This window comes from Rhizobium pisi (assembly GCF_003938655.1).
Classification (GTDB): domain Bacteria; phylum Pseudomonadota; class Alphaproteobacteria; order Rhizobiales; family Rhizobiaceae; genus Rhizobium; species Rhizobium pisi.
Genome location: NZ_RJJT01000001.1, coordinates 173897 through 197310, shown reverse-complemented (window position 1 = coordinate 197310; position 23414 = coordinate 173897). Strand labels below are relative to the sequence as shown.

General features: G+C 61.3%; 24 protein-coding genes, 1 tRNA gene and 1 pseudogene. 13 read left to right on the top strand and 13 right to left on the bottom strand.

Annotation, left to right across the window (positions count from 1 at the left end; all coding sequences use genetic code 11):
• Positions 1–188 precede the first annotated feature (188 nt).
• The 5 genes and pseudogenes from EFD55_RS01050 to EFD55_RS01030 all read left to right on the top strand — a co-directional run bounded on the left by EFD55_RS01050 (position 189) and on the right by EFD55_RS01030 (position 3481).
• Positions 189–1436 carry an ROK family transcriptional regulator gene (locus tag EFD55_RS01050; protein ID WP_125842135.1) on the top strand — a complete coding sequence of 416 codons (1248 nt, stop codon included), beginning with the start codon at positions 189–191 and terminating at the stop codon, positions 1434–1436.
• A complete protein-coding gene (locus EFD55_RS01045) occupies positions 1420–1887 on the top strand; it encodes an RbsD/FucU family protein (protein WP_125842133.1) in 468 nt (155 codons plus the stop codon). Before EFD55_RS01050 ends, EFD55_RS01045 begins: the two co-directional genes overlap by 17 nt.
• A 281-nt stretch (positions 1888–2168) precedes the next feature.
• Positions 2169–2750, top strand: coding sequence for a TetR/AcrR family transcriptional regulator (locus tag EFD55_RS01040; protein WP_125842131.1), 582 nt, complete (start codon positions 2169–2171; stop codon positions 2748–2750).
• Positions 2747–3109: a nuclear transport factor 2 family protein gene (locus EFD55_RS01035; protein ID WP_125842129.1), complete on the top strand. Its 363-nt coding sequence runs from the start codon at positions 2747–2749 to the stop codon at positions 3107–3109. The genes EFD55_RS01040 and EFD55_RS01035 overlap by 4 nt, the downstream gene beginning before the upstream one ends.
• Positions 3102–3481: pseudogene (locus EFD55_RS01030) on the top strand (TfoX/Sxy family protein). Before EFD55_RS01035 ends, EFD55_RS01030 begins: the two are co-directional and overlap by 8 nt.
• A gap of 41 nt (positions 3482–3522) precedes the next feature.
• Here the strand turns inward: EFD55_RS01030 and EFD55_RS01025 are convergent.
• From EFD55_RS01025 to EFD55_RS00985, 9 genes are all read right to left on the bottom strand, one after another.
• Positions 3523–4560 (bottom strand): 4-hydroxyproline epimerase, encoded by a 1038-nt coding sequence (locus EFD55_RS01025; protein WP_125842125.1) that lies wholly within the window; start codon positions 4558–4560, stop codon positions 3523–3525.
• Between the two features lie 60 nt (positions 4561–4620).
• Positions 4621–5871, bottom strand: a complete 1251-nt coding sequence (locus EFD55_RS01020) for an NAD(P)/FAD-dependent oxidoreductase (protein WP_125842123.1) — start codon at positions 5869–5871, stop codon at positions 4621–4623.
• Between the two features lie 79 nt (positions 5872–5950).
• The gene (locus EFD55_RS01015) at positions 5951–7228 is read right to left on the bottom strand and encodes an alpha/beta hydrolase (RefSeq protein WP_125842121.1); all 1278 of its coding nucleotides are present in this window, start codon (positions 7226–7228) and stop codon (positions 5951–5953) included.
• A 503-nt stretch (positions 7229–7731) separates the two neighbouring features.
• Positions 7732–8613 carry an aldo/keto reductase gene (locus tag EFD55_RS01010; RefSeq protein WP_125842119.1) on the bottom strand — a complete coding sequence of 294 codons (882 nt, stop codon included), beginning with the start codon at positions 8611–8613 and terminating at the stop codon, positions 7732–7734.
• A 311-nt stretch (positions 8614–8924) separates the two neighbouring features.
• Positions 8925–9560, bottom strand: coding sequence for a TetR family transcriptional regulator (locus EFD55_RS01005; RefSeq protein ID WP_125842117.1), 636 nt, complete (start codon positions 9558–9560; stop codon positions 8925–8927).
• Between the two features lie 19 nt (positions 9561–9579).
• Positions 9580–10251 (bottom strand): class I SAM-dependent methyltransferase, encoded by a 672-nt coding sequence (locus EFD55_RS01000; RefSeq protein ID WP_125842115.1) that lies wholly within the window; start codon positions 10249–10251, stop codon positions 9580–9582.
• 381 nt (positions 10252–10632) lie between these two features.
• Positions 10633–10938, bottom strand: a complete 306-nt coding sequence (locus tag EFD55_RS00995) for a hypothetical protein (protein ID WP_125842113.1) — start codon at positions 10936–10938, stop codon at positions 10633–10635.
• 154 nt (positions 10939–11092) lie between these two features.
• Positions 11093–11464, bottom strand: a complete 372-nt coding sequence (locus EFD55_RS00990; RefSeq protein ID WP_125842111.1) for a cell surface protein — start codon at positions 11462–11464, stop codon at positions 11093–11095.
• A 201-nt stretch (positions 11465–11665) separates the two neighbouring features.
• Positions 11666–11986 carry a hypothetical protein gene (locus tag EFD55_RS00985; protein WP_125842109.1) on the bottom strand — a complete coding sequence of 107 codons (321 nt, stop codon included), beginning with the start codon at positions 11984–11986 and terminating at the stop codon, positions 11666–11668.
• 220 nt (positions 11987–12206) lie between these two features.
• Here EFD55_RS00985 and EFD55_RS00980 point away from each other — a divergent pair, with 220 nt between their 5' ends.
• The gene (locus EFD55_RS00980; protein WP_125842107.1) at positions 12207–12746 is read left to right on the top strand and encodes a hypothetical protein; all 540 of its coding nucleotides are present in this window, start codon (positions 12207–12209) and stop codon (positions 12744–12746) included.
• Between the two features lie 230 nt (positions 12747–12976).
• Here the strand turns inward: EFD55_RS00980 and EFD55_RS00975 are convergent.
• From EFD55_RS00975 to EFD55_RS00965, 3 genes are all read right to left on the bottom strand, one after another.
• Positions 12977–13053: transfer RNA gene (locus EFD55_RS00975), tRNA-Arg, on the bottom strand.
• A 124-nt stretch (positions 13054–13177) separates the two neighbouring features.
• Entirely contained in the window at positions 13178–14698 is a 1521-nt protein-coding gene (locus tag EFD55_RS00970) for an ATP-binding protein (protein WP_125842105.1), read from the bottom strand.
• A gap of 159 nt (positions 14699–14857) precedes the next feature.
• Positions 14858–16852: a methyl-accepting chemotaxis protein gene (locus EFD55_RS00965; protein ID WP_125842103.1), complete on the bottom strand. Its 1995-nt coding sequence runs from the start codon at positions 16850–16852 to the stop codon at positions 14858–14860.
• A gap of 432 nt (positions 16853–17284) precedes the next feature.
• On the opposite strand from EFD55_RS00965, the gene rpmH reads away from it, so the two are divergent.
• The 7 genes from rpmH to EFD55_RS00930 all read left to right on the top strand — a co-directional run bounded on the left by rpmH (position 17285) and on the right by EFD55_RS00930 (position 22703).
• Positions 17285–17419, top strand: coding sequence for a 50S ribosomal protein L34 (gene rpmH / locus EFD55_RS00960; RefSeq protein WP_008524438.1), 135 nt, complete (start codon positions 17285–17287; stop codon positions 17417–17419).
• 21 nt (positions 17420–17440) lie between these two features.
• Positions 17441–17842, top strand: coding sequence for a ribonuclease P protein component (gene rnpA / locus EFD55_RS00955; RefSeq protein ID WP_125842101.1), 402 nt, complete (start codon positions 17441–17443; stop codon positions 17840–17842).
• A complete protein-coding gene (gene yidC, locus EFD55_RS00950; protein WP_125842099.1) occupies positions 17842–19635 on the top strand; it encodes a membrane protein insertase YidC in 1794 nt (597 codons plus the stop codon). Before rnpA ends, yidC begins: the two co-directional genes overlap by 1 nt.
• Before the next feature lie 158 nt (positions 19636–19793).
• Positions 19794–20447 (top strand): ribosome biogenesis GTP-binding protein YihA/YsxC, encoded by a 654-nt coding sequence (gene yihA / locus EFD55_RS00945; protein WP_125842097.1) that lies wholly within the window; start codon positions 19794–19796, stop codon positions 20445–20447.
• A gap of 314 nt (positions 20448–20761) precedes the next feature.
• On the top strand, positions 20762–20971 hold the full coding sequence (locus EFD55_RS00940; RefSeq protein ID WP_164737522.1) for a cold-shock protein: 210 nt from the start codon (positions 20762–20764) through the stop codon (positions 20969–20971).
• Between the two features lie 237 nt (positions 20972–21208).
• Positions 21209–21484 (top strand): hypothetical protein, encoded by a 276-nt coding sequence (locus EFD55_RS00935; protein WP_125842093.1) that lies wholly within the window; start codon positions 21209–21211, stop codon positions 21482–21484.
• 142 nt (positions 21485–21626) lie between these two features.
• Positions 21627–22703 (top strand): sensor histidine kinase, encoded by a 1077-nt coding sequence (locus EFD55_RS00930; protein ID WP_125842091.1) that lies wholly within the window; start codon positions 21627–21629, stop codon positions 22701–22703.
• Between the two features lie 117 nt (positions 22704–22820).
• Here EFD55_RS00930 and EFD55_RS00925 read toward each other — a convergent pair whose 3' ends face one another.
• Positions 22821–23378, bottom strand: a complete 558-nt coding sequence (locus EFD55_RS00925; protein ID WP_125842089.1) for a fasciclin domain-containing protein — start codon at positions 23376–23378, stop codon at positions 22821–22823.
• Between the last annotated feature and the right edge of the window lie 36 nt (positions 23379–23414).

Below are 23414 nucleotides of genomic sequence, written 5' to 3'. Positions count from 1 at the left end.
GGAACTGCTAAAATGACACTTCGCTGTGGAGTGCCCAAGGCCCCCACAAGCCGTCCCGTGCCCTTGACGATGGCAATTAAGAGCGAAAAGAAATCGGCTTGTCAATAAATAAATCCGATTGAATTATTAATTCCATATGGCATGCTCGGCGAAAATCAGGCATAGGCCAACGATCGGGAGGAGCGGCCATGTCGTCCTTGGATGGACCGGAGAACACACCGGGCCCGCCGCCAATTCTAAATCCGGCCGGAGGTGCGAACCAGGTCAGGGTGCGGGCCTATAACGAACGGCTCGTGCTGTCGCTGGTGCGCCTTTACGGCGCGCTGTCGAAGGCCGATATCGCACGCCGCAGCGGGCTTTCGGCGCAGACCGTCTCCGTCATCATGCGGGTCCTGGAAAAGGAAGGGCTGCTTTCTCGGGGCGCGCCGGTGCGCGGCCGGGTCGGCCAGCCGTCGATCCCGATGCATCTCAATCCCGACGCCGTCTATTCCTTCGGCCTAAAGATGGGCCGGCGCAGCGCCGATCTGGTGCTGATGGATTTCGTCGGCCGCATCCGCATGCAGCTGCATCGGACCTATGCCTATCCGCTGCCGAACGAAATCCTGGCCTTCGTCACCTCGGGCATCCGGGAGATCGAGGACCGGCTCGATGAAAAGCAGCGAGGCCGCATCGCCGGCCTCGGTATCGCCGCACCTTTCGAACTCTGGAACTGGGCAGACGAGGTGGGCGCGCCGCCCGGCGCCATGGAGGTCTGGCGGGACGTCGATCTGCAGGCGGATGTCGCCACGCGCGTCTCCCATCCGGTCTTCCTGCAGAACGATGCGACCAGCGCCTGCGGCGCCGAACTCGTCTTCGGCGTCGGGCCGTCCTACCCGGACTTCGTCTATTTCTTCATCGGCTCCTTCATCGGCGGCGGCATCGTGCTGAATTCAGCAATCTTTTCCGGCCGCACCGGCACGGCGGGCGCGATCGGACCGCTGCCCGTGCGCGGCAAGAACGGCGAAACGAAGCAGTTGCTCGAAATCGCCTCGATCTTCGTGCTTGAAAACATGCTGCGCGAGCGCGGCATCGATCCGGAGCCGCTCTGGTATTCGGCCGACGACTGGGTGGATTTCGGCGAGCCCATGGAAACGTGGATCCAGGATACCGCCAAGGCGCTGGCGCAGGCGATCGTGGCAGCCGCCTCGATCGTCGATTTCAGCGCAGCGGTGATCGACGGCGGCTTTCCCAACTGGGTGCGCAGCCGCATCGTGCAGGCGACGATCAATGAAGCCGCCAAGCTCGACCTGCAGGGCGTCGTCATGCCTGATATCATCGAGGGCGCGGTCGGCGCCCAAGCGCGCGCCATCGGCGGCGCCAGCCTGCCGATTTTCGCGCGCTATCTCACCGACCAAAACGTACTCTTCAAGGAGATTGACCATGCTGAAGGAACTTGATCCGCTCTTAAGCCCGGAGCTGCTTTTTACGCTTCGCGCCATGGGTCACGGCGACGAGATCGCCATCGTCGACGGCAATTATCCAGGTGTCGAACATGCACGCCGCCTGATCCGGCTCGACGGCCACCACCTCATCCCGGTTCTGAACGCCGTCCTCAGCGTGCTGCCGATCGACGATTTCGTCCCCGAGGCAATCTTCCGCTCGACCGTCAAGGCAGAGCGCGACAGGCTCGACCCCGTGCACGAGGAGATGATCGCCTGCTGCGCGAAGCACGAACCGCACCGGCAGGTGGTGCCGCTCGTCGGCCAGGATTTCTACGGCCGGGTCAAGGCCGCCCACGCACTGATCCAGACCAGCGAGCCCCGACTCTACGCCAATATCATCCTGCGCAAGGGCGTGATCTATCCGAAGGAGAACGCCCACACCGAGGTTGATCCCTTCGTCTATTGACGCTCAGACCTCGCCGGCCGACGGCCTCAGACATCCGTCAGGGCGAAGCCGGCGAAATCAGTTACGGGAAGGTCTTCGTCACCTCGAGCGTCGAGGTATCTCTTCTCAGTTGAAACTTCGTACGAAGTCCTGAGCCGCTCCTGGCCACATTCCAGTCCCGCGCTATCGCCTGGCACGACCGAGGTCGACCAGGCGAGAATTTCCGAAAAGTCATGGGAGGCGATTGCATCTTTATTCTTTATCATTCATTCTAGAACAATTGATAAAGAATCGGAGCGACTATGGGCCGGACGCGGGAATTCGACGAGGAGGCGGTGCTGACGGGGGCGATGCACATCTTTCGCAAGCAGGGCTATCAAGGTGCGTCCATCCGAGATCTCGAGGAGGCGACGGGCCTCAAAGGCGGAAGCATCTATCACTCCTTCGGCGACAAGGCCGGCCTCTTCGACGCAGCGTTCGGACATTACCACCGGATCGTCCTGGAAGGGCGGATCAAGCGGTATGCGCCGCCAGGGAGCGGGCTTCAAGGCTTGCGCGAACTCTTCCTCTCACTCCTGCACGAGCCCGATAATGGCTCGCTCGGCTGTCTGATCACCAACACGGCGGTGGAATTCGGAGGTGATGTCGAACCACATCCCCGTGTCGAGGCAGCGCTCAGCCTCCTTCGCACCACATTCCGCTCGAGGCTCACCGAGGCGTCGGCCTTTGCTCGGGACGCCGATGGAGCCAAGGCGACGTGGACAGCCATCCGTCTTCTTGCCCTCTATCAGGGCCTCCTCGTGCTCATTCGCGGCGGCGAAGACAAGACCGGCCTGCGGCAGGCGATACAAGACGAATTCAATCAACTGGAGACTCTACTATGACACCTGAGGCCTTATGGAATCGATATGCGGCCATCTGGTCGCTGGATGCCGACGCTCGCGAGCCGGAAATGTTGGCTTGCCTCGCTGACGATGTGACCTATTGCGATCCTCATGGAGCGATCGCGGGACGAGCCGGTCTCTCGGCCTACATGGCCGGATTTCAGGAGAGTGTACCGGGAGGCCGGTTCAAGATACTGAGCGTTCTCCATCATAATGAACGGTCGCTGGCGCGCTGGGCGCTGCGCCGGGAAGACGAGAGGGTCTTGCAAACGGGCACGAGCTTCGGGGTGATTTCCGATGGCCGGCTCGGCGCGATCACCGGCTTCTTCGATCCCCTGGCGGAGCAGTCGCATGAGTAGCGAGACGACACGCAGACTGGCGCTCGACTTTGCGAGCCAGCTCGCCCCGGCCGGCTCCGTCGATGTCCGACGCTTCTTCTGCGGATCCGCCCTGGTCCGAAACGGCGCACAATTCGGATTCGTCATGAAAGGCACGTTGTATCTCCGCGTCGACGATGCGATGCGCGCGGAGTTCGAGGCAGATGGTTCCGAGCCGTTCAGCTACCGTGCTGCCGGCCGGGAGGTGACGGTTCGCCGCTACTACGCAGTCCCTGCGCATGTGGTCGACGATCCCGCGTTGCTGCACGCATACTCGGAGCGAGCATTGCACGCGACCCCGCGGCCCGCCACAGACTCTCCTACACGATCCCGGCCGTGACCCCGTCTGGCTAATGCCGATGCCCAGGCCGCCCCGCGGGATCACGCCTGAGCGGTCAAATCTCGCCGGCCGAGGGTCCCCAGACATCCGTCAGCGCGAAGCCGCCTGGATGCGGATCGAAGGGGTCGAGGGCCACTTGGGTCAGGCCGAAGGTGAAGCCGCGGCCGGTGATGGTGGGGATAACCGCAGGGCGGCCGGCGACTTCGGTCACCGCCTGGAGGCCGACCTCGAATTCCGAGCCGATGATCGATTTCGAGGTGAAGGTTTCGCCGACCTTGGCCTTGCCGCGGGCATAAAGCGTGGCGAGATTGGCGGAATTGCCGGTGCCGCAGGGCGAGCGGTCAGCCCGGCCCGGCCACATGGTGGTGCAGGTGCGCACCGTGCCGTCCGCCTCGGTGTCGCGGAACATGACATAGGCGATGCCTGAGATTGCCGGGATCTCGGGATGGACGACCTTGATGTCGCGGTTGATCAGCTCCTTGAGGATCATGCCGGCCTGCACGAGGCCGGCAGCGTTGGCCTTCTCGATCGTAAGATTGATCTGGCCGACATCGACCAGCGCGTAAAAGATGCCGCCGTAGCAGATGTCGGCCCTGATCTTTCCCCAATGCGGCGTGTCGATCTCGACGTCGAGCTCATGGACGAAGGAAGGCACCATGGTGAGCCTGACCTTCTCGCAGCGACCGTCGCGGCAGGTTGCCGTCGCCTTGACGAGGCCGGCCGCGGTTTCGAGGGTAACAACCGTCTCCGGCTCCTTCATCTCGACGATGCCGGATTCGAGCAGTGCCGTCGTGACGCAGATCGAGTTCGAGCCGGAGCTCGCATGCGCCTGGTCAGGCTGCAGGATGATGAAGGCGGCATCCGCTTCCGGGTGGCGCGCCGGCAGCAGCAGGTTGACGGAGCCGATCGGAGCGCCGCGCGGCTCCAGGCAGAGGAAGCGGCGGAGCTCATCGCCCTTCGGATCGGTGTTCAGCCAATGCAGCTGGGCGGCGATGGTATCGCCGGGGATTTTCGGGACGCCGCCGATTGCGACGCGGCCGATTTCGCCTTCGGCGTGGACATCGAGAAGCTGGATCGTGCGCTTCCATCTCATATCGAAAACTCCAGATCAGCCGTGGCGGGTAACGCCGCCATCGACGCGGATCGTTCCAAGTTAATACCGGTCGATGCGGAACGGGGTGATATCGACTGATGGTTTCACCCCGGTCACCATATCGGCGATCACGAGCGCTGTCGTCGCCGAAAAGGTCAGCCCCAGGTGGCCGTGGCCGGTCGCGTAGAAAACGCCGGGCATCTTCGCCGAAGGCGAAATGATCGGGATCGTATCGGGCAACGCCGGGCGATGCCCCATCCATTCCGTCGCCTCCTCGACCTTCAGCCCCGGCAGCGCACGCTGGGCATGGCGCACCAGCACCCTGGGGCGGCGGAAATCGGGAGCGGCGTCGAGACCAGCGAGCTCGACATTGCCGCCGACGCGGATGCCGCCCGCCGTCGGCGTCACCATGAAGGCGCGATGCGGCCAGATCACCGAATAGCGCATGGAGATGCCGGGCCTCATGATCTGAGTGTGATAGCCGCGCTCGGTTTCAAGCGGGATCGGTTCGCCGAGCTTTTCTGCAAGGAACCGGGTGTGGACGCCGGCGGCCAGCACCACCGAACCGGCCTCGATGCGTCTGCCATCCTCGAGAAGAACGACGGCGGTGCCATCGCCCTTGCGCTCGATATTCCGGACGGTGCCGGAGACGAAGGCTGCCCCCGCGGCCATGGCGGCGTCGGCCAGCTTCACCACCAGCTTGTAGGGATCGCGGATCGACTTGTTGTCGGCCAGCAGCACAGCGCGGGCAATCGCCGGCGACAGCGCTGGCTCGTAATACTGGATGGCGCCGTTGCTTAACACCTCGAACTCGAGACCGTAGCGCTGCATCATGGCGAGATGGGCACGATCGGCGGCAAATTCCGCCTCCGTCTCGTAGATCGCGAGACAGCCCTCCTCCGTCATCAACTCGGGCGCGCCGATCGCCTGCAGCATTTCCCTGAAATCGCCGAGCGCCCGATGCGACAGGCTCATGCCGGCATCTTCGATTTCTCTCAGGCGGGAGGGTCGGCCGGCGGCGAGGAAGCGCAGGAACCAGGGCAGCATCCTGGCGGCATAGGACGGCCGCAGCCAGACCGGGCCTTCCGGATCGAGCAGCCAGCCGGGGATCTTCTTCCAGGTCGAAGGGCCGGAACCGGCGGCAAAATCGAGCGCGATGCTCGCCATGTTGCCGAAAGAGGTGCCGCGTCCCGGCTCGCCCTTGTCGATCAGCGTCACCGCGAGGCCACGCCGCTGCAGCTCGAGGGCGATCGAGGCGCCGATCACGCCTGCGCCGACGACAACCACGCTCTTCTTCGTCTCATCCGCCATGAATCAACCCATCGCACGGCAGACAGGATTGCCGTTGCGACTCTGATATATCAGATCGGTGACGATGCATATGGAATTTTTACTGGCTTTCGGGAAGGCCCGCGCCGACGCTATCGCCAACCGAACCGACGGTATTGTCCATCGACTGGCCGAGACGCTTCAGTTGGGCATCGTAGTTACGCCGGGTGCGCGGATCGAAGATTGCGATCGGCGTGCTGACGGCGACGCTGACCGCACTTCCGGCAGTCTGGGCAGCCCCCATCGCCACGGCGCCGACCGCCTCGCCGAGACCGACCTCAGAATCGGTGATCGTCTGGCCTGCAATCAGCCGGTCGCCGATCAGCTTCACCACCTCGGGGCTTTCGGCGAACTTGCCGTGGTTCAACCGGTCGCCGCCCTTGAGCTTGGTGAGATCGAGCACGGTGATGCCCGCCGCCTCGAGCTTGCTGCGGTAGGGTTCGACCGAAGGATCGATCTGACCGAGCCGGTCGACATTGCCCGAGATACGTCGCGACAGGGCCAAGGCCCGGTCATCCCTGGAGACGAAGATGGTGAAATGCGGCTTTTCCTTCCCGAGGCTCATGAACTGCCGGCCGAAGACATCGACGTCGAGATCCGGCGAGGCAAGGATGACGTTGTTGATCTTCGAGGCGACTTGCCCGTTGCGGATTGCCATCTGCCTGAGCGCTTCGACGGTCAGCCAGGTGCCCATCGAATGCGCCATGACGGTGACGTCGCTGACGGCAGGATTGGCGGCGGTGCGGGTGAGCAATTCCTCCAGCGCGTCGCGGGAATAGTTGGTGCTTTCCTTGTCGTAATTATAATCGAAGATGCTGGCACGCGAAGGCCATGTGAAGACGACGGGGGCAACGTCGGCATGAGAATCGTGGACGATCTGCGCGAAGCGGTAGACGGCATCCTCGTAGCGATTGTTGAAGCCGTGCACGAAAACCAGCACGCGGCGGCTTTTCGGCATATGGCTCTTCAGCCAAGTCTCGCCCGCCCGCTCGCCTTCCAGCGGATCGACGGAAACGGTGACGAAATCGCGCAGCGGATCGGCCGGCAGACGTTTTGGCCACTGTACCTGGCCGACCTTGCGGTTGGCTTCCGGCGGAATGGAGACATCGACGGCATTGACGGTCAGCCCCGTGCCGCGTTCGCCGGAGAAAAGCACGGCAGGATTGTCGTCGGCAGCACGCGTCGTCGCCACGAGAAGATCGACCTTCGACGTGCCCGGGGGCACGCTGCCGGCCGCCTGCATCACACCGATGGGCCTGCCGCCGCAACCAGCGAGCGCAAAGGCCGCAACCAGAAGAGCTGCCAAAGCTGAACGCGAGGCGCGCCATTTGCCGATCATGACCAAACTCCAACCGGTTCACGCGCCAGACAGACGGCACGCGCGCAAATTGTCCGATGGCGCTTGCCGAGTCAAACGATGCTGTGGAAAAGCCTGAGCAAAAAGGAAAAAAGCCCGACGCGGGAGGAGGTGCGCCGGGCTCTTGATCCTGACTGACAACTGGGAGGAGGAGTGTTGTCAGTCCGATGTAAGAGCGCTGGGAGGAGGAGTGCGCTGCTTACGAAGATAGTAATACCCAATTCATTCGATGGAGAACAGAGAAAATACCGCAATGCAGCAATGCGCTGAGCGCAAGGCTTGCCGCAAAAATAACAGATCGACGCCTCATTTTGCAGCATGTTTGACCGGATGGTCAAAATTGTGCGGAAAAATGTAGCCGCGGGAATGTCTGCGCCCGCCCCTCATCAGGCTGCCGCCACCCTTGCCGGGGTCAAGCCACTGGTCTCGACCCCGGTAGGTCAGGGGCGGCCACTAGCGCAAACCGAACTGCGTTCGGGCTTCCATCAAGCAGCCTTGAAGAGCTTCCGGCCCTCGGCATCGAGAGCCGAGAATTCTCCGTCTGACAGCGTGATATCAACCGCCGCAACATTTTCCTCGAGATGCTTGACCTTTGAGGTGCCGGGGATCGGCAGCATCACCGGGCTACGCTTCAGCACCCAGGCAAGCGCGATCTGGCTCGGCGCGGCACCATGCTTCCTGGCGATCGTATCGAGCAACGAGCCCGGCTTGGCGAGATCGCCGGCGGCGAGCGGATACCACGGGATGAAGCCGATATTGTGCTTGGCGCAATAATCGAGCACGTCCTCGCTGGTGCGATCGACGAGGTTGTAGCGGTTCTGGACGGTCGCGACCTTAAAATGCTTCGAGGCGGTCTCGATGTCGGCAACGGACACTTCGCTCAGGCCCGCATGGCGGATGAGGCCGGCATCGAGCAGCGATTTGATCGCGTCGAATTGCTCCTTGGCCGGTACCTTCGGATCGATGCGGTGAAGCTGCCAGAGATCGATCTGCTCGACGCCGAGATTGCGCAGGCTCTTATGCGCCTGCTGTATCAGATATTCGGGCCGGCCGACCGGCAGCCAGATATCAGGACCGTGACGGGTCAGGCCGCCCTTCGTGGCGATGACGGACTTGCCGCCATAGGGATGCAGCGCTACCCTAATTAGCCATTCGGAGACATCGGGACCGTAAGAATCGGCCGTATCGATGAAGTTGACGCCGAGTTCCGGCAGGCGCTTCAGCGTGCGGATGGATTCGTCGTGATCGGCAGGCTCGCCCCAGATGCCCTTACCGGTGACGCGCATGGCGCCGAAACCGAGACGGTTGATCTCGAGATCGCCGCCGATCTTGAAGGTGCCTGACTTGGCTGCGTTGTAACTGGACATGGTCTTTTCCTCTCTCGGTCAATGAAATCGTTCAAAATCGGCGAAACTGCCGGAAGCGGGACATGCCTCCGCGCGCGAACTTTCCGCCCTGACCGGCGGCGGCGCCCGGCTGGTGATGCCCCGCCCATCGAGTTGATATCGAGAAATGTGGCTATGACGCTTGGAATATAGGAAGGCGTCGACCGGATAACAGTGACGGCACTGAAAATTGCCGTCGGCCTGACGCCACCGTTTACGGGAGAGCCGGATAGCGCCTACGCCTTCAGCCGGCGGCGTTGCATAGGATCATGTCAATACCCAGCTGATATGCGTCAGGACCGGCTCTTCGCCTCGTCGCCGAATTCCGCCAGCATCTTCCAGAGCTCGGCGAAAGTCTCGCGAGCGAAATCCTGCAGCGAAGCGCCTGGCGGGCGTTGCTGCCAGAGTTCTCCGCCGACCCGCGTCGCGCCGATGATGATCGCGGCGAGCATGCGCATGCGGGACTGCTCTTCCGGATCGTTCCCCTTGCGCAGAAGCAGCGCCTCGGTGAGTTTCTGCTCGAGCTTGGCATATTTCAGCTGATCGCGGGCCTTGAGCGCCGGGGTGCGATGAATGAGCTCATGCAGCGCCAAGCCGCTTTCATCTATCGAATCGATTACCGCTGCCGTGATCGCCGCCTCCACCGCCGTGACGGAGGATTCTTCGGCGGGCCTCGCTGCGACTGCCGCCATCAGGCGATCGGCAAAAGAATCCTGCCAGGCGAAAACGACCTCTTCCTTGGACGGGAAATAATCGAAGAAACTGCGCTTGGAGACATCGGCCGCCTCGGTGATGTCCTCAATCGTCGTGGCGTCAAAGCCATGCTCGAGGAAGAGAGCCATGGCGGCCTGCTCGATGCGCTCACGCGTCTGGCGGCGCTTGCGTTCCCGCCGGCCTTCCGTCGTCTTCGTCCGCTTATTCTCAGCCATTCCTGCCCGGCAATATTAGTCAGCCGCCCGTTTCGTTGGAGAAGGCGGTGATATCATCGGCCTCGGCTTCGTTCTCGCGATATCTGACGCGGTCGCGCGAAAGTTCCAGCGGCTCGCTGCGTGAAATCCTGTAAACGGAGGCCGGCGGCAGGTTGCGTACCGTGCCGCCGATGCGCACCGCCGTCAGGCCGAGACGATCGAGGATCGGCCGAGGCACCGGGCAACGCGGGCCGTAGGTAAACTGATAGACGGCCCCGCCCGGCCGCATATAGGCAAAGGCGCCGGCAATGATCGAGGCGATCTTGTCTGGCGACATGGACAGCAGCGGCAGGCCGCTAACGACAGCGCCCACCGGTTCGCCCTCGAAAATACCGGCCTCGGCGAGATGAGCCGCATCCATCTGCAGGACGCGCGCGTCCGGAAAGCGTGCCTGCAGCGCGCCGATGAATTCCGGGCCGTATTCGATCAGCGTCAGATCGGCCTCACTGACCCCGCGCGCTAGCAGGGCACGGGTGAAGACGCCCGTTCCCGGGCCGAGTTCGATGATCGGCCCGTCCAACGCTGCAATTTCACTCGTCATGATCCTGGCAAGCGAATCACCCGACGGCGCGATGGCGGCGACCCGAAGGGGATTGCTGATCCAGGAGCGGAAAAAATGCAGGAAATCGGAGCGTGCAGTCTTTGCGATCATGATTGTCCCACCTGTTTGAAATTCGATTGATTATGAATGCGACCATCGCGGCGAGCATGGCAATTCCAAGGCGGAAGCGTCAATCGCTCTTTATATTTGCTTCCTGTGATCGCCCCTCATCAGCATTCAGTGCATTTTTATATCTATTGTATTTTTGCATCGCGTGCAATTGTTCGTTCGAGCTGACCGTGAACCGGCGGATTTCCATAGAGGCAAAGGCTCGCCGAAACTCGCGAGGATCGTTCCCGCCCGGCTGGACGAGCCGGCCTGGTGCCAGTTGTGGGATGTTCGAAACAGCCGCGCCTGGCCGCCGAACTTTCGGCAGAAGCGGAACGAAAAAGGCGACCCGAAGGCCGCCTTTCGCGAAACGCCGCGGCGTCCTCAGTAGTTGCAGCTGGAGCTGCTCGTCGGATTGAAGCGGAGCTTGCAATCCATATTCAGCGGCTTCGTCGGCCTCATCATATAAGGCATGGTCGAACCCGTGGTGTCCGCGCTGCGCTGGCCGATCGAACCGGTCGTGCGTCTGTCGTGCTGCAGCTTGGCTCCGTCCTGAGCGATCGGGCGCTCGGCTGCGGGCTGTTCGACAGCGCTTGACTGAAGGGGAGCCGCCCCGGCCGAGAAAGCCGAGAGGCCGAGGATCGCGCCGAAGGCAGCGGCCACGAGGCCGTTCTTGAAGGTGGTGGTCATTGTCGTCTCCTTGGGAGGATTCAGGGAAGTTACGCCAAGGAGCTAGGAAGCGGATCTGTCACATTCTACGGCGCCACAAGGGAGGTCACAGATATGTGAGCGGCGCCCCGACCATGAAAAAGGCGGCTGGTGGCCGCCTTTTTCATTTGCCGGCTCAATAGCCGTTATCACACGGCATACTTCCGGAGCCGATCGATCCTGAAAACGTAGGGTTGCACATTGTCGCCGGCGCCGGCCTGTTCACCGGCTGACGGACGATGGAGCCTGTGGTGCCGGCCTCGACGCCGAACGCGGCAAGCGGATACCAGTAGCCATCGGAATGGCGGCGGGTACCGGGGCGCTCAGTGCGGAAGCCCTGGTACCCATGCCAGGTGCCGGCATGTGCTTCATTCTGCACCATTTTCACGTTCGAAACGGCGGGTACGTGAATCGATTGAACGGGCGCGGCTCGCGCGGGAACCATCGCCGTGAGAGGGAGGAGAGCGCCGAGCGCAACGGTGGAAGAGGCAAGACGTGGCATTTTCATGATAAACCCTCCTTACTGGATTTATCTCGGGAAAATGCCTTCTCCGCATGCGGAGTTCCGTCTCGCGACGCAACTTCTAAAACTCGTGATTGCAGGCGATCCGGCGTGACTGAATCGCCTAAAAACGTGAACAGTCGCGATTTTGAGACGTGGCCGAAGGGAGCTCAGGCAGCGCTGTGGCGAAACGTGAATTCTCTGTTCTCAATTCGCGTATAATGGCCGGTAACCCTGGCCGGAGATGCAGGCCACATATTGCCTGTGGGCGGCCGCACGCGCGGTCGTTTCCGCGTCCAGCGCGTCGGCCTGTGCATATCCCGTCAGTTGCGCGCGCAGCTGATACTGCTTCCTCGCCTCGTCATACATGGCGTTGCCGTCGGTCACGCAAAGGCTGTTCGCAACCTCAGGCGGATTGACCGGAACGCCGATCGCCAGGAGCACGGGCTCGTTCGCATGGTCGATGCAGCCGGCGAGAGCCGCCACTATGGCCGCGACACCCAAAGCCCGAAAAATTCCCACCACCACATTCCTCCGGCCGACACGCCTCTGAGATCATCGGACCCGCAATACATCAGGAAGGTTGCGCGAAGCTAGGCTGGCGGCGAAGCCATATTGCCGCCAAGCGATTTCTGAACGGCATGCCTTTCGAAACAACAATGGGTTGCATGGCGGCAGGAAGCGTCTAAAGTTTCCACCACTGATCCTGATCGAACAGGAGCAGAGCTTCATCATCAAGGATATTGTGATGAGCAAGGACGAAGGCCAGGCACCGAAGAAATCGTTTCTGGAGCGCATGACGGGGACGACCGCCCAGATCACGGCGCTGCTGATTGCCGTGACCGCATTGCTCACCCAAATTCCAAATCTCACCAAGACGGGCCGCGACGCCGTCTGCGCCGTGCTTTCCTGTTCCGAGGAATACGCGCAGCAATCGTCGAACAACGCCCCCGGCGAAACGCAGCCATCGGGGGATCCCAGCAGCAAGCTACAGGCGCTGGAAGCGGCGGGGATCGGCCGCGGCGCTATTCAGGCGGACTGGCTGAACAACGAGTATAGTCCCTACCCGTTCATCGGTGACGCGCTCTTGAAGCTGGTGGACGGCAAGCGCCTCGTCCGACCTGTCCCGATAGACACCGTCGTCGGTACCTACGAATACCAGACCGCGTCGCCGCGCAGCGCCGCCGAAGTCGATCTCGAACATCTGAAGGCGTCCGTGGTCGCTACCTACAACGAGACCTATGGCGAAACGCAAAGCGATTTTCAGGCGCTGCTTCGCGCGCGTTAGGAAAAGCCGCGCTGCTCGCCTACGGCCGGATAATGTCATTGTTCGGGAAGGCATGATCTGCAGGAGGCATCCTGCACCTATTGCAATGTCGATAGCGGCATCGCCGTGACCATACAGGCAGACGCGGACCATACAGGCAGACGCGGACCATACAGGCAGACGCGCGCAATATCCAACGGCGCTGGGCTTCCGTGGATAGCCGAGCAATCAGATCAAGTAATTGAAGGAAATGGCGCACCCGAAGAGATTCGAACTCCTGACCCCCAGATTCGTAGTCTGGTGCTCTATCCAGCTGAGCTACGGGTGCGCTTGCAGAAGCGGCCGTGCCGCTTGCGTGGGCGGTTCTCTAAAGGGTCCTTTCGGACAATGCAAGAGCATTTCTGAAAAAATCGCGTGTTTGTCTGCGAGTAGCCGCACAGTTGGAAATCATGTCACTTTTCCAAGTGCGTGCGGCTGCGGTAATCCTCCAGCGAAACCGGGCGATCGGGGATCTCGATGCGAAACTGCGTGCCGACCGTCGGTTTTTCCACCAGCGCAATCGTGCCGCTATGCGCGAGCACCAGCTCGCGGGCGATCGTCAGGCCGAGGCCGGTCCCGCCGGAGCGGGCGGAACCGCGGAAAGCGGCAAAGAGGTTCTGGCGCGCCTTGAGCGGCATGCCGGGGCCGGTGTCATCCACGGTGATGCTGACGACGCTGCCGACGCGCTGGGCCGACACGGTGATGCGCCTGACAGAACCCGGGCCGCCCTCGCCCGGCGACATCAGCGCCTGCAGCGCATTGCGGCAGAGATTGTGGATGACGCGGAAAAGCTGCTCGCTATCGGCATCGACTTCGAGATCGGCGCCGATCTGCTCGACGAATTCGATACCGCTCTGCGGCTCGATCGCCAGAATATCTTTGACCTCCTGGGTCAGTTCCAACAGGGGGATGCGGCGGCGGCGCGGCGCCGATTCGCTCGCCTTGCCGTAGGACAGCACCTCGGTGGTGTAGCCGACGGCGCGATCGATGGTGCGCAGGAGCTTCGGGGCGAAACTCTTGACCATGGGATCGTCGACATCGACCAGCCGGTCCGACATCAGCTGCGCGGAAGCGAGAATATTGCGCATGTCGTGATTGATCTTGGAGACGGCAAGCCCGAGTGCCGCAAGGTTCTTCTGCTGCTTCAGCGTCTTCTGCAGCTCCATCTGCATCGAGGTGAGGTTGCGCCCGGCGACCGCCAGCTCATCGCGGCCGCCGTCTCCGATATAGATATGAGCCGGGTTCTCCGGGTCGGAGGAAAATTGCTGCATGCTGCCGGTCAGCCGGCGGATCGGGCCGATAAGGATGCGGTTGATCGCGAAAAAGATCAGCGTCGCCGTGAACAGCGAGATCAGCACCGACAGGAGGAGGACGTTGCGGGAATAGAAGAACATCGCCGTGCGCAGCGGCCTGTCCTTCATCACCACCTCGACGCCGGTGTTCGTGTCGCCGACAGGCCCATAGACGCGGATCATCCTGTTGCCGCCGAAGACCAGGGTGTCGAGCGCATCTTCGATCGCCGTCAGCGGCGGCACGTCGGTCAGGTCGTAGGATTCGTCGACCGAGGTCGGCATGTCAGTCGTCGCAAGCAGCCGCGAGGTGCCCTCTTTGCGCAGCACGATCGCCTTGGTGCCCGTCGCTTCCAGCGTTTCCTTCTGCAGGGCGCGCGGCAGCTCGATCGGCTGCAGCCCGTCGATGACGATGGCGGCGGCGGCGGCCGTGTTCAGCCTCTCCTGCAGCCAGCGCAGGCGCATGCTGGCGACCGAAGGGAAGAAGATCAGGATTTCGGCGAGCATGATAAAGAAGACGGTGAGCCAGAGCAGCTTGCCGGATAGTCCGCCGAACAATCCGGCGGACGGGCACCCTCCCCTTGCGGCCTCGCCGGCCGCCGGGATTTCCGCCGAAGGATTGTCGCCCTGGTCTCGCACCGGCATTCTGCTCTCGCCCGATCGGCGACGCGCGGCCGCCCTCACCATTAGAGCTCTATATTAGACCAATACGCTCCGCTTTCAAATCTTTGCGATCAACGTCACGTCGTCACAAAGAAAACGCCGCCCGGAGGCGGCGTTCGAAGGTGTGTGGTGGGCGAAAGATCAGAACTCTTCCCAGCTCTGTTCGGCTGCAGCCGCATTGCCGCCGAAGGCGCGGGCGACCTTGCCCATCGCCCGGCGGGCGGGCGAAGTGACGGGCCTGTGCGCCTCGTTTCGAACAAGCGCCACGGGTGCCGGCGCATTCGACAGCTTGAAGCGGGCGATGAGGTGCACCAGACCGTCGGCTTCGGCAGACAGCTTGTGCGTGGCGGCAGAGGTTTCCTCCACCATGGCAGCGTTCTGCTGCGTCACCTGGTCCATCTGGTTGACGGCGGTATTGACCTCCTTGAGGCCAGTCGCCTGTTCGCGGGCTGCCGTCGCAATCGAATGGATATGGTCGTTGATGGCGATGACGCGGGTGCCGATTTCAGACAGAGCCTCGCCGGTCGCCTGAACGAGCTTGACGCCGACCTGCACCTCGTCACCGGATTTGGTGATCAGCGCCTTGATGTCCTTGGCGGCCGTCGCCGAACGCTGCGCCAGTTCGCGCACTTCCTGCGCCACTACCGCGAAGCCCTTGCCGGCTTCGCCGGCGCGTGCGGCCTCGACGCCTGCATTCAGCGCCAGGAGGTTGGTCTGGAAGGCGATCTCGTCGATGACGTTGATGATCTGGCTGATTTCGCGCGAGGCCTGCTCGATGCGGCCCATGGCCTCGACGGCATTGCCCACGACAACGCCGGAGCGGCCGGCATTCTCCTTGGCTTCGGACACCATGATGGTTGCCTCATGCGCCCGCTCTGTGGAATTCTGGACAACGGCGGTGATCTCGTCGAGCGCCGCCGAAGTCTGCTCAAGGGCGGCCGCCTGCTGCTCGGTGCGCTTCGAAAGGTCGTCGCTCGCATTGCGCAGCTCGGCCGTGTTGCCGTTCATCGCTTCCGTCGTCTCGCGCACCTCGCGCATCGTCGCCTGCAGCGTTGCGAAAGTATTGTTGACGTTCTGCTGCAGTTCGGCGAAGGCGCCCTGGAAGTTGCCGTTCATCGTCTGGGTGAGATCGCCCTCGGCAAGGCTTGCGACGACGCGGCGGGTCTCGCCGATGCCAGCGTCGACGCTCGACAGCAGCGTGTTGATGTTGCCGGCGAACTGGTTGAGGCTTTCGTCCTGGTAATCCTTGTTGATGCGATGGCTGAAATCACCCGCCGCAGCCGCGGCCACGACGACCGACATGCTCGACTGCAGGTCGTCGCTCTTGGCGCGCATCGCCGTTTCTTGGGCGTTCAGGCGCTTGACGGCAAGGCCGTTCGCCTTGAAGACCGCAACCGCCGCGGCCATTTCGCCGATTTCGTCCTGACGGCCGGCAAAGGGAACCTCGGCTTCGAAATTGCCGTCCGCGACCTGCTTGATCGCCTGGGTGACGCGCTTGATCGGGCGGCTCAGATGGCTGGTGCCGATATAGAAGCCCATGCCGATGCCGGCTGAGATGCCGATGCCGGTGATGCTGAGGACGAGCATCAGCACCCATGTGCGGAAACTCTCGATCTCGGCATTGACCGTCTCAAGTGCAGCCTTGTCGGTGGCGACGACCGCGTCGATTTCCGCCTGGAACGCCTTGCGGTTGGCGCGGTTGGCCTCATTGTTGCCCTGCTGGCTGGCGGCCTCGGGGCCGACTTCCGTGCCGAGGCGGGCCGTTTCCGCGCGGAAGGTGCGGAATTCCGCGGCGCGAGCAACAAGCTTGGCAAAATCGTCCTTCTCGCTATCGGGAACAAGCGGCGCCCAGCCCGAGATGACCTTGTCGATCTCGTCGAGGCCGGCCAACAGGCCCTTGGCGAAGTTCGGCGTATCCTTGATCGTCTTGGCGGCATAAATGCCGCGCGATTCCATGACCACGGCCGTGACGAAACGATTGAGGCGCTCGCCCGCATAGGCGCGTTCGGCGGCCTCCTCATAAGCCGTCAGGTTGCGACTGTATTCGTGCATGGCAGACAATGCCGTTGCGCCGATCAAAAGCGCCACCGCCCCCATGACGCAAACCAGCAGATTAATTTTGCCGCGGATCTTCAATGCAATGCCTCCTAGCTGCACCCGTGCCTGGAAAGCAAATTCCCAGCCGATGAAGTTAGATATCGGCTAAATTTCTTAAAGTTACATTTCTAATGTTTACGATTATCGCTACCGAAAATTAGCCATGCCGGTCCCGCTCGGCGGCCTCCAGCTCCTTGAAAAAGCAGGCCGGCCGCCGAAAAATCACCGGCCGTGACGGTGGCTTGCAACCTCTCGGAGTGCATCGAAATTCTTAACACCAAAGTGCGATAAATTACACTGATGCGACACCTTCTTGAAATTCTCCGGTATAATTGACTTTTACAGGCTTCATCCGTATAAGCCGCCGCACGTCCGGTCACTCAAGCCTTTTATGGCCTCGCCCGTTCGAAAAACAACGCTCCTTGCACTATGCAAATTCAAGAAGGGCCGCACTCCGCGGTGTTTAAATAAATGAAGCGTACCTACCAACCATCCAAGCTTGTTCGCAAGCGTCGCCACGGCTTCCGTGCGCGCATGTCTACGAAGGGTGGCCGCAAGGTCATCGCTGCCCGCCGCGCGCAGGGTCGCAAGCGTCTCTCGGCCTAAGGCCGGGTTGCCCGATAAGAGATGGCGGGCGAATTGACGACCACAAAAGAAAAACACGCTGTCGGGCGGCTGAAAAGCCGCCCGCAGTTTCTTGCGGTTCGCGAAGGCGAAAAACGCCGGGGCGGCCTCTTCCTTCTCGAAGTCCTCGACCGGAAGGAACCCGACAGCCAAGCCCGTGTCGGTTTTACAGTCACAAAAAAACATGGCAACGCGGTCGAACGGAACCGCATGCGCCGCCGCCTGAAAGAGGCGGTGCGGCTTCATGCGGGGTTTGCAATGCAGCCCGGACACGACTATGTGGTTGTCGCGCGCAGGGACGTGCTTGAGGCGTCCTTCAAAGAATTGGCTGCGGAACTGAAATTTCGCGTGGAAACCAAGCCGAAACACCGGCGCTCCGGAGACGGGCGCCCCAGGAACGTATGATGGAAAACAACCGCAATTATTTCATTGCGATCGCTCTCTCGGTGCTGATCGTCCTCGGCTGGCAGTTTCTCTATATGAATCCGCGCATCGAGGCTCAGCGCAAGGCTCAGGAAGCCCAGAAGGCGCAGCAGCAGACCGAACAGGTTCAGCAGCCCGCCGCAGGCGGCCAGGCACCGGCCCAGACGAGCGGCGCGGCACCTTCCGGTCAGGCAGAAGCGACGGCGACGCGCGAGCAGGCGCTTGAGAAGAGCCCGCGCGTTGTCATCGACACTTCCGCGCTTTCCGGCTCGATCAATCTCGCCGGCGCCCGCCTCGACGACCTGAAGCTCAAGGGCTATCACGAGACCGTCGACGACTCGAGCCCGATCATCACGCTGTTCAGCCCGGCCGAAACCAAGGACGGCTATTTCACCGAACTCGGCTATATCGGCGGCGACACGACGGGCGCCGTTCCCGGTCCCTCGACGCTCTGGACCGCGCCCGAAGGCGCCAAGCTCACCGAAAAGACGCCGGTGACGCTCTCCTACACCAACGACAAGGGCCTGACGTTTACCCGCACCATCTCCGTCGACGAACGCTATATGTTCACCGTCGTCGACAAGATCGAAAATACCGGCCAGGCTCCCGCCTCGCTCTCCTCCTACGGCCGCGTGACGCGTTACAACAAGCCGACGACGCCGTCTGCCTACGTCCTGCATGAGGGCTTCATCGGCGTCATCGGCGACGATGGCCTCGTCGAAACCAAATATACCGCCGCCGAGAAGGAGCCCGTAACGCCGGCGAAATCCACCGGCGGCTGGCTCGGCATCACCGACAAATACTGGGCTGCGACGATCGTTCCGCCGCAGAGCGCCGCCTATGAGGCCCGCTTCTCGCATTTCAGCGACGGCCAGCCCCGCTATCAGGCCGACTATAAGGACGATGCCTTCACGGTTGCGCCGGGCCAATCGATCGAGCTCAAGAACCTCGTCTTCGCCGGCGCCAAGGAAGTGCCCGTCATCGACGGCTACGAGACATCCTACTCGATCCCGAAGTTCGACCGCCTGATCGACTGGGGCTGGTTCTATTTCATCACCAAGCCGATGTTCAAGCTGATGGACTTCTTCTTCCGCTTCTTCGGCAATTTCGGCGTGGCGATCCTGTGCACCACCATCGTCGTCAAGGCATTGTTCTTCCCGCTTGCCAGCAAGCAGTACGCTTCGATGGCGAACATGAAGCGCATGCAGCCCAAGATGGAAGAGCTGAAGGCGAAATTCGGCGACGACCGGATGGGATTGCAACAGGCGACGATGCAGCTCTACAAGGAGGAAAAGATCAATCCGATCGCCGGCTGCTGGCCGGTAGCGCTGCAGATCCCGATCTTCTTCTCGCTCTACAAAGTGATCTACATCACCATCGAGATGCGGCACGCGCCCTTCTTCGGCTGGATCAAGGACCTTTCGGCGCCCGACCCGACATCGATCGTCAATCTGTTCGGCCTTTTGCCCTTCGAGGCGCCGACAATGCTGCATCTCGGCGTCTGGCCGCTGATCATGGGCGTCACCATGTTCGTGCAGATGCGCATGAACCCGACACCGCCCGATCCGACGCAGGCGATGATCTTCAACTGGATGCCGCTCGTATTCATGTTCATGCTGGCAAGCTTCCCGGCCGGTCTGGTCATCTACTGGGCCTGGAACAACACGCTCTCGGTGCTGCAGCAGTCGGTGATCATGAAGCGCCACGGCGTCAAGATCGAGCTCTTCAACAATCTGAAGGGCCTGTTCCGACGAAAAACGGCGCCATCGAAATGACGGCGCAGTCGTCAAGCCCCGCTTCGGCGGGGTTTTTCGTTTCCAACTGGCGGGTGAGGGAAAGAAGACATCGCCTTAGGGTCGCCTGCAAGCTTGACATCTCCTTGCAAAACCACGAAGCCCGATAGAAGACCAAACCCGGAGATTACCGAGGCCGCATGCCCGAAACCGAAAAGCCGCTCTTCGGCCACCCCTGGATCTTCATCCGCGGCGTACCGTCGCTCAACTTCCTGCCACCGGAAGGGCCGCTGGAAATCGCCTTTGCCGGGCGCTCGAATGTCGGCAAGTCGTCGCTGATCAACGCGCTGGTCGGCCAGAAGGGTCTGGCGCGCACGTCGAACACGCCGGGGCGCACACAGGAACTCAACTATTTCGTCCCGGACGGTTATTCCGGCGAAGGCAATGACCTGCCGCCGATGGCGATCGTCGACATGCCGGGCTATGGCTATGCGCAGGCGCCGAAGGAGCAGGTCGACAAATGGACCAAACTCGTCTTCGATTATCTGCGCGGCCGTGCGACGCTCAAGCGCGTCTATGTTCTGATAGACAGCCGTCACGGCATCAAGAAGAACGACGAGGACGTGCTGACGCTGCTCGACAAGGCCGCCGTCTCCTATCAGCTGGTCCTGACCAAGACCGACAAGATCAAGGCACCCGCTGTGCCGAAGCTGCTTTCCGAAACGGCAGAAAGGATCCGCAAGCGCCCGGCCGCCTATCCCGCCGTGCTGTCCACCTCGTCCGAAAAGGGCGACGGGCTGGACGACCTGCGCCAGGCGATCGCCGAAACCGTCGGCATCGCCAACTGGAAATAGAGGCCTCCTAATGCCTCGCTCGTTTCCTAAGCTCGCTTCCGCATGTCACGGCTCGATGGTTTTTCCGGAAGCGGCCTCCTCTTTAGTGCAAAGATTGCCGTAGCACCTAGAGGTTGAATAGTGCGCCACCAGAAAACTATTGGTTGACGACGCACATTTGCTGAGCTACATAGCGGCCATCGAATTTTGCTTGCTGGCTTGGTTATCGCGCGATTAGCACCGCGCCCTGAACGAACTTCCTTTCAAAAATCGCTATCACCATCCGCATCGCCGTGGCGCTGCGGTTCTTCAATATTGCTATGAAAGGGTTCATCATGACCACTGGCACAGTTAAATGGTTCAACTCCACCAAAGGCTTCGGCTTCATTCAACCTGACAATGGCGACGCTGACGCCTTCGTTCACATCTCCGCCGTCGAGCGCGCCGGAATGCGCGATCTCGTCGAAGGCCAGAAGATCGGCTTCGAACTCGAGCGTGACAGCAAGTCGGGCAAGATGTCCGCTTGCAATCTCCAGAACGCTTAAATCGATATCTGCTTTCCTTTGACCACGGATGTACTGGCACTGCCGGAAGCACGTTATCAATTCAAGGCCAGGCGATTTGCCTGGCCTTTTTGTTTTCCAACCACAAGGCAAGCCAGCGTGGTTGATTCGCCGTCGCCGGGAGATCGCGTCCGGCACATGGACTTCACCGCATCGCCATCTCCGGAACATCGCGAAATCAGGTGATGTCACGGTTCAATTGCACCCAAGGAAGCATCGATGACAAAGGATACGAAGGAACTTCAGGCGATCAACACGGCTTGGCAGATCGCTATTCAGGAGATCTTACGCATGGTTATCCGGGACATGTATCACGGCGGCGGCGAGGAATCGTTCAAGACGCATATCAAGCGTATCGAAGAGGCGGCCGTGGACAGCATTTACACGGATTTGCGGCTGCGCGGGACAGATGAATGGACTGAAGTCCTGGTCAAAGAAAAAGCCAGTAATTTCGTCACCATGCTGCTAACGTCCTTTACATATGACCGAGCCTAGATCACGGCCCGGAATAATCGTCGCACAACAGAACTGTCTGCATGAATGACCGGCGTTGATTGCGCTTGCCTCCCCGCAGCTTTTAAAGCAACCCTTCACTCTCATGCTGCGCAAGAGCAGCCGCGCCCGCGAGTAATATTTGATGACCGACAGCAAGGACCAGCCCCTTTCGCCCGAAGGCGTCGGCAATATGCCTCATCTTGCCGAAGCCCTCGATGACGACCGGTTTCGACATTTTCTCGATCATGTTCCATTCGCGGTGGCTGTCTCCGAACTCGGCGGCAACGAGGCACTGATTTACGTCAACCTCGAATTCGAGCGGCTGACGGCGCTGGCGGCAACGCAGGTCCAGGGAAAACGCTGGTCGGAAATCGAATTAAATTCAACCGCAGTCTCAGGAGAAGCGACACTCACCGCCGCTGTGACCTCTGCGGAGGAGTATGTTGGTGCCTTCTCGCTGGCAGCCGAAGCTGAGAGCACGGCGATTATCGATGTCTGGTCGAATACCATCATCGACGACGACGACACTCCGCTTTTCCGATTGGTGGCCTTTGCGGCTCGCAATGAGGCGGCAGCTGATCAGCGCTTCAACGAGTTGCTGACGGAGAAAGATGTCCTTCTGCGCGAACTTCAGCACCGCGTGAAGAACAATCTTCAGATGATCACGGCGCTCATCCGGATGGAGGCGCGCAATGCTCAACAGAGTGAGGAAAGCGAAAGATTTGCCCGCCTTGCTGGGCGGATTGAAGCCTTGGCTCTCCTCTATCGCTCGCTATCAGACGAAGAAAAGGGCGGGACAATCGATCTTGGCACCTATGTAAGCCAGATCGCCGCCTCGGTGATGGCGGCCCACGCAGTGGAAGGTATCCGGCTGGACATGAAGGTCGATACCTGGCCAGTCTCGGTCAACGTGGCCATGCCGGCCGGCCTTGTCATCAACGAACTCCTCACCAATACGCTCAAACACGCCTTCGTCGGGCGTGATGGCGGGGAGGTCACGCTCCGCTGTGTCGTCAGCGATACCGGGTGCAGGATCACCGTCGCCGATAACGGGATCGGTCTTCCCCAAGATGTGAATTGGCCGCACCCGGGAAAGCTGAGCGCGATGATCGTACAGTCCCTGAAACAAAACGCCCGCGCCGAAGTGGAAGTGACCTCGTCGCCGGATACCGGCATGAGTGTCTCACTCGTCTTCCCGAGAGCCGAAGCGGCCCAATAGCCTCAGCGGCGGTTATCGCGCCCTCTTCTGGAAGCTTTAGATTGCACGACAGCACACATCATTCTCGCTCGCATTAGGGGGCGCCCCGAAGAGCGCCCCATGTGATCGCACGCCGGCTTACATCTTCGGCAGCAGCACCGTGTCGACGACGTGGATGACGCCGTTGGATTGCTTGACGTCGGCGATCGTCACATGGGCGACATCGCCGTTTTCATCGGTCAGCGTGATCTTGCCCATGCTTTCCCTGGCTTTCAGCACGCAGCCGCCGACAGTCTTGATGTCGTGTTCACCGCCGTCATCCTTGATCATCTTGGCAACGGTCTTGGCCATCGCGTCGGCCGCAACGACGTGGCAGGTCAGGACCTTGGTCAGCTTTGCCTTGTTTTCGGGCTTCAGCAGCGCTTCGACGGTGCCTTCCGGCAGAGCGGCAAAGGCTTCGTTGGTCGGCGCGAAGACGGTGAAGGGGCCTTTGCCCTCGAGCGTGCCGACGAGGCCGGCGGCCTTGACGGCTGCGACCAGCGTCGTGTGATCCTTGGAATTCATGGCGTTTTCGACGATGTTCTTCTTTTCGAACATCGCTGCGCCACCGACCGTGGGGTTCTTCGCGTGAGCGACGAAGGCGACGACTGACATGGCGGTGGCGAGCGCGGCAACGCGCAGTGCAGACTTGATCATGATTTTCTCCTCTGGCCGGGTATCGACCGCCGGCTT

What these genes read in the sequence shown, in the direction of transcription:
- EFD55_RS01025 (WP_125842125.1), bottom strand. Translation starts at nt 4,560, where the DNA reads ATGAGATGGAAGCGCACGATCCAGCTTCTCGATGTCCACGCCGAAGGC.
- EFD55_RS00980 (WP_125842107.1), top strand. Translation starts at nt 12,207, where the DNA reads ATGAGCAAGGACGAAGGCCAGGCACCGAAGAAATCGTTTCTGGAGCGC.
- EFD55_RS00995 (WP_125842113.1), bottom strand. Translation starts at nt 10,938, where the DNA reads ATGACCACCACCTTCAAGAACGGCCTCGTGGCCGCTGCCTTCGGCGCG.
- EFD55_RS01020 (WP_125842123.1), bottom strand. Translation starts at nt 5,871, where the DNA reads ATGGCGGATGAGACGAAGAAGAGCGTGGTTGTCGTCGGCGCAGGCGTG.
- EFD55_RS01010 (WP_125842119.1), bottom strand. Translation starts at nt 8,613, where the DNA reads ATGTCCAGTTACAACGCAGCCAAGTCAGGCACCTTCAAGATCGGCGGC.
- EFD55_RS01015 (WP_125842121.1), bottom strand. Translation starts at nt 7,228, where the DNA reads ATGATCGGCAAATGGCGCGCCTCGCGTTCAGCTTTGGCAGCTCTTCTG.
- EFD55_RS00935 (WP_125842093.1), top strand. Translation starts at nt 21,209, where the DNA reads ATGACAAAGGATACGAAGGAACTTCAGGCGATCAACACGGCTTGGCAG.
- EFD55_RS00970 (WP_125842105.1), bottom strand. Translation starts at nt 14,698, where the DNA reads ATGCCGGTGCGAGACCAGGGCGACAATCCTTCGGCGGAAATCCCGGCG.
- rnpA (WP_125842101.1), top strand. Translation starts at nt 17,441, where the DNA reads ATGGCGGGCGAATTGACGACCACAAAAGAAAAACACGCTGTCGGGCGG.
- yidC (WP_125842099.1), top strand. Translation starts at nt 17,842, where the DNA reads ATGGAAAACAACCGCAATTATTTCATTGCGATCGCTCTCTCGGTGCTG.
- EFD55_RS01035 (WP_125842129.1), top strand. Translation starts at nt 2,747, where the DNA reads ATGACACCTGAGGCCTTATGGAATCGATATGCGGCCATCTGGTCGCTG.
- EFD55_RS01050 (WP_125842135.1), top strand. Translation starts at nt 189, where the DNA reads ATGTCGTCCTTGGATGGACCGGAGAACACACCGGGCCCGCCGCCAATT.
- yihA (WP_125842097.1), top strand. Translation starts at nt 19,794, where the DNA reads ATGCCCGAAACCGAAAAGCCGCTCTTCGGCCACCCCTGGATCTTCATC.
- EFD55_RS00990 (WP_125842111.1), bottom strand. Translation starts at nt 11,464, where the DNA reads ATGAAAATGCCACGTCTTGCCTCTTCCACCGTTGCGCTCGGCGCTCTC.
- EFD55_RS01045 (WP_125842133.1), top strand. Translation starts at nt 1,420, where the DNA reads ATGCTGAAGGAACTTGATCCGCTCTTAAGCCCGGAGCTGCTTTTTACG.
- EFD55_RS00925 (WP_125842089.1), bottom strand. Translation starts at nt 23,378, where the DNA reads ATGATCAAGTCTGCACTGCGCGTTGCCGCGCTCGCCACCGCCATGTCA.
- rpmH (WP_008524438.1), top strand. Translation starts at nt 17,285, where the DNA reads ATGAAGCGTACCTACCAACCATCCAAGCTTGTTCGCAAGCGTCGCCAC.
- EFD55_RS01005 (WP_125842117.1), bottom strand. Translation starts at nt 9,560, where the DNA reads ATGGCTGAGAATAAGCGGACGAAGACGACGGAAGGCCGGCGGGAACGC.
- EFD55_RS00940 (WP_164737522.1), top strand. Translation starts at nt 20,762, where the DNA reads ATGACCACTGGCACAGTTAAATGGTTCAACTCCACCAAAGGCTTCGGC.
- EFD55_RS01040 (WP_125842131.1), top strand. Translation starts at nt 2,169, where the DNA reads ATGGGCCGGACGCGGGAATTCGACGAGGAGGCGGTGCTGACGGGGGCG.
- EFD55_RS01000 (WP_125842115.1), bottom strand. Translation starts at nt 10,251, where the DNA reads ATGATCGCAAAGACTGCACGCTCCGATTTCCTGCATTTTTTCCGCTCC.
- EFD55_RS00930 (WP_125842091.1), top strand. Translation starts at nt 21,627, where the DNA reads ATGACCGACAGCAAGGACCAGCCCCTTTCGCCCGAAGGCGTCGGCAAT.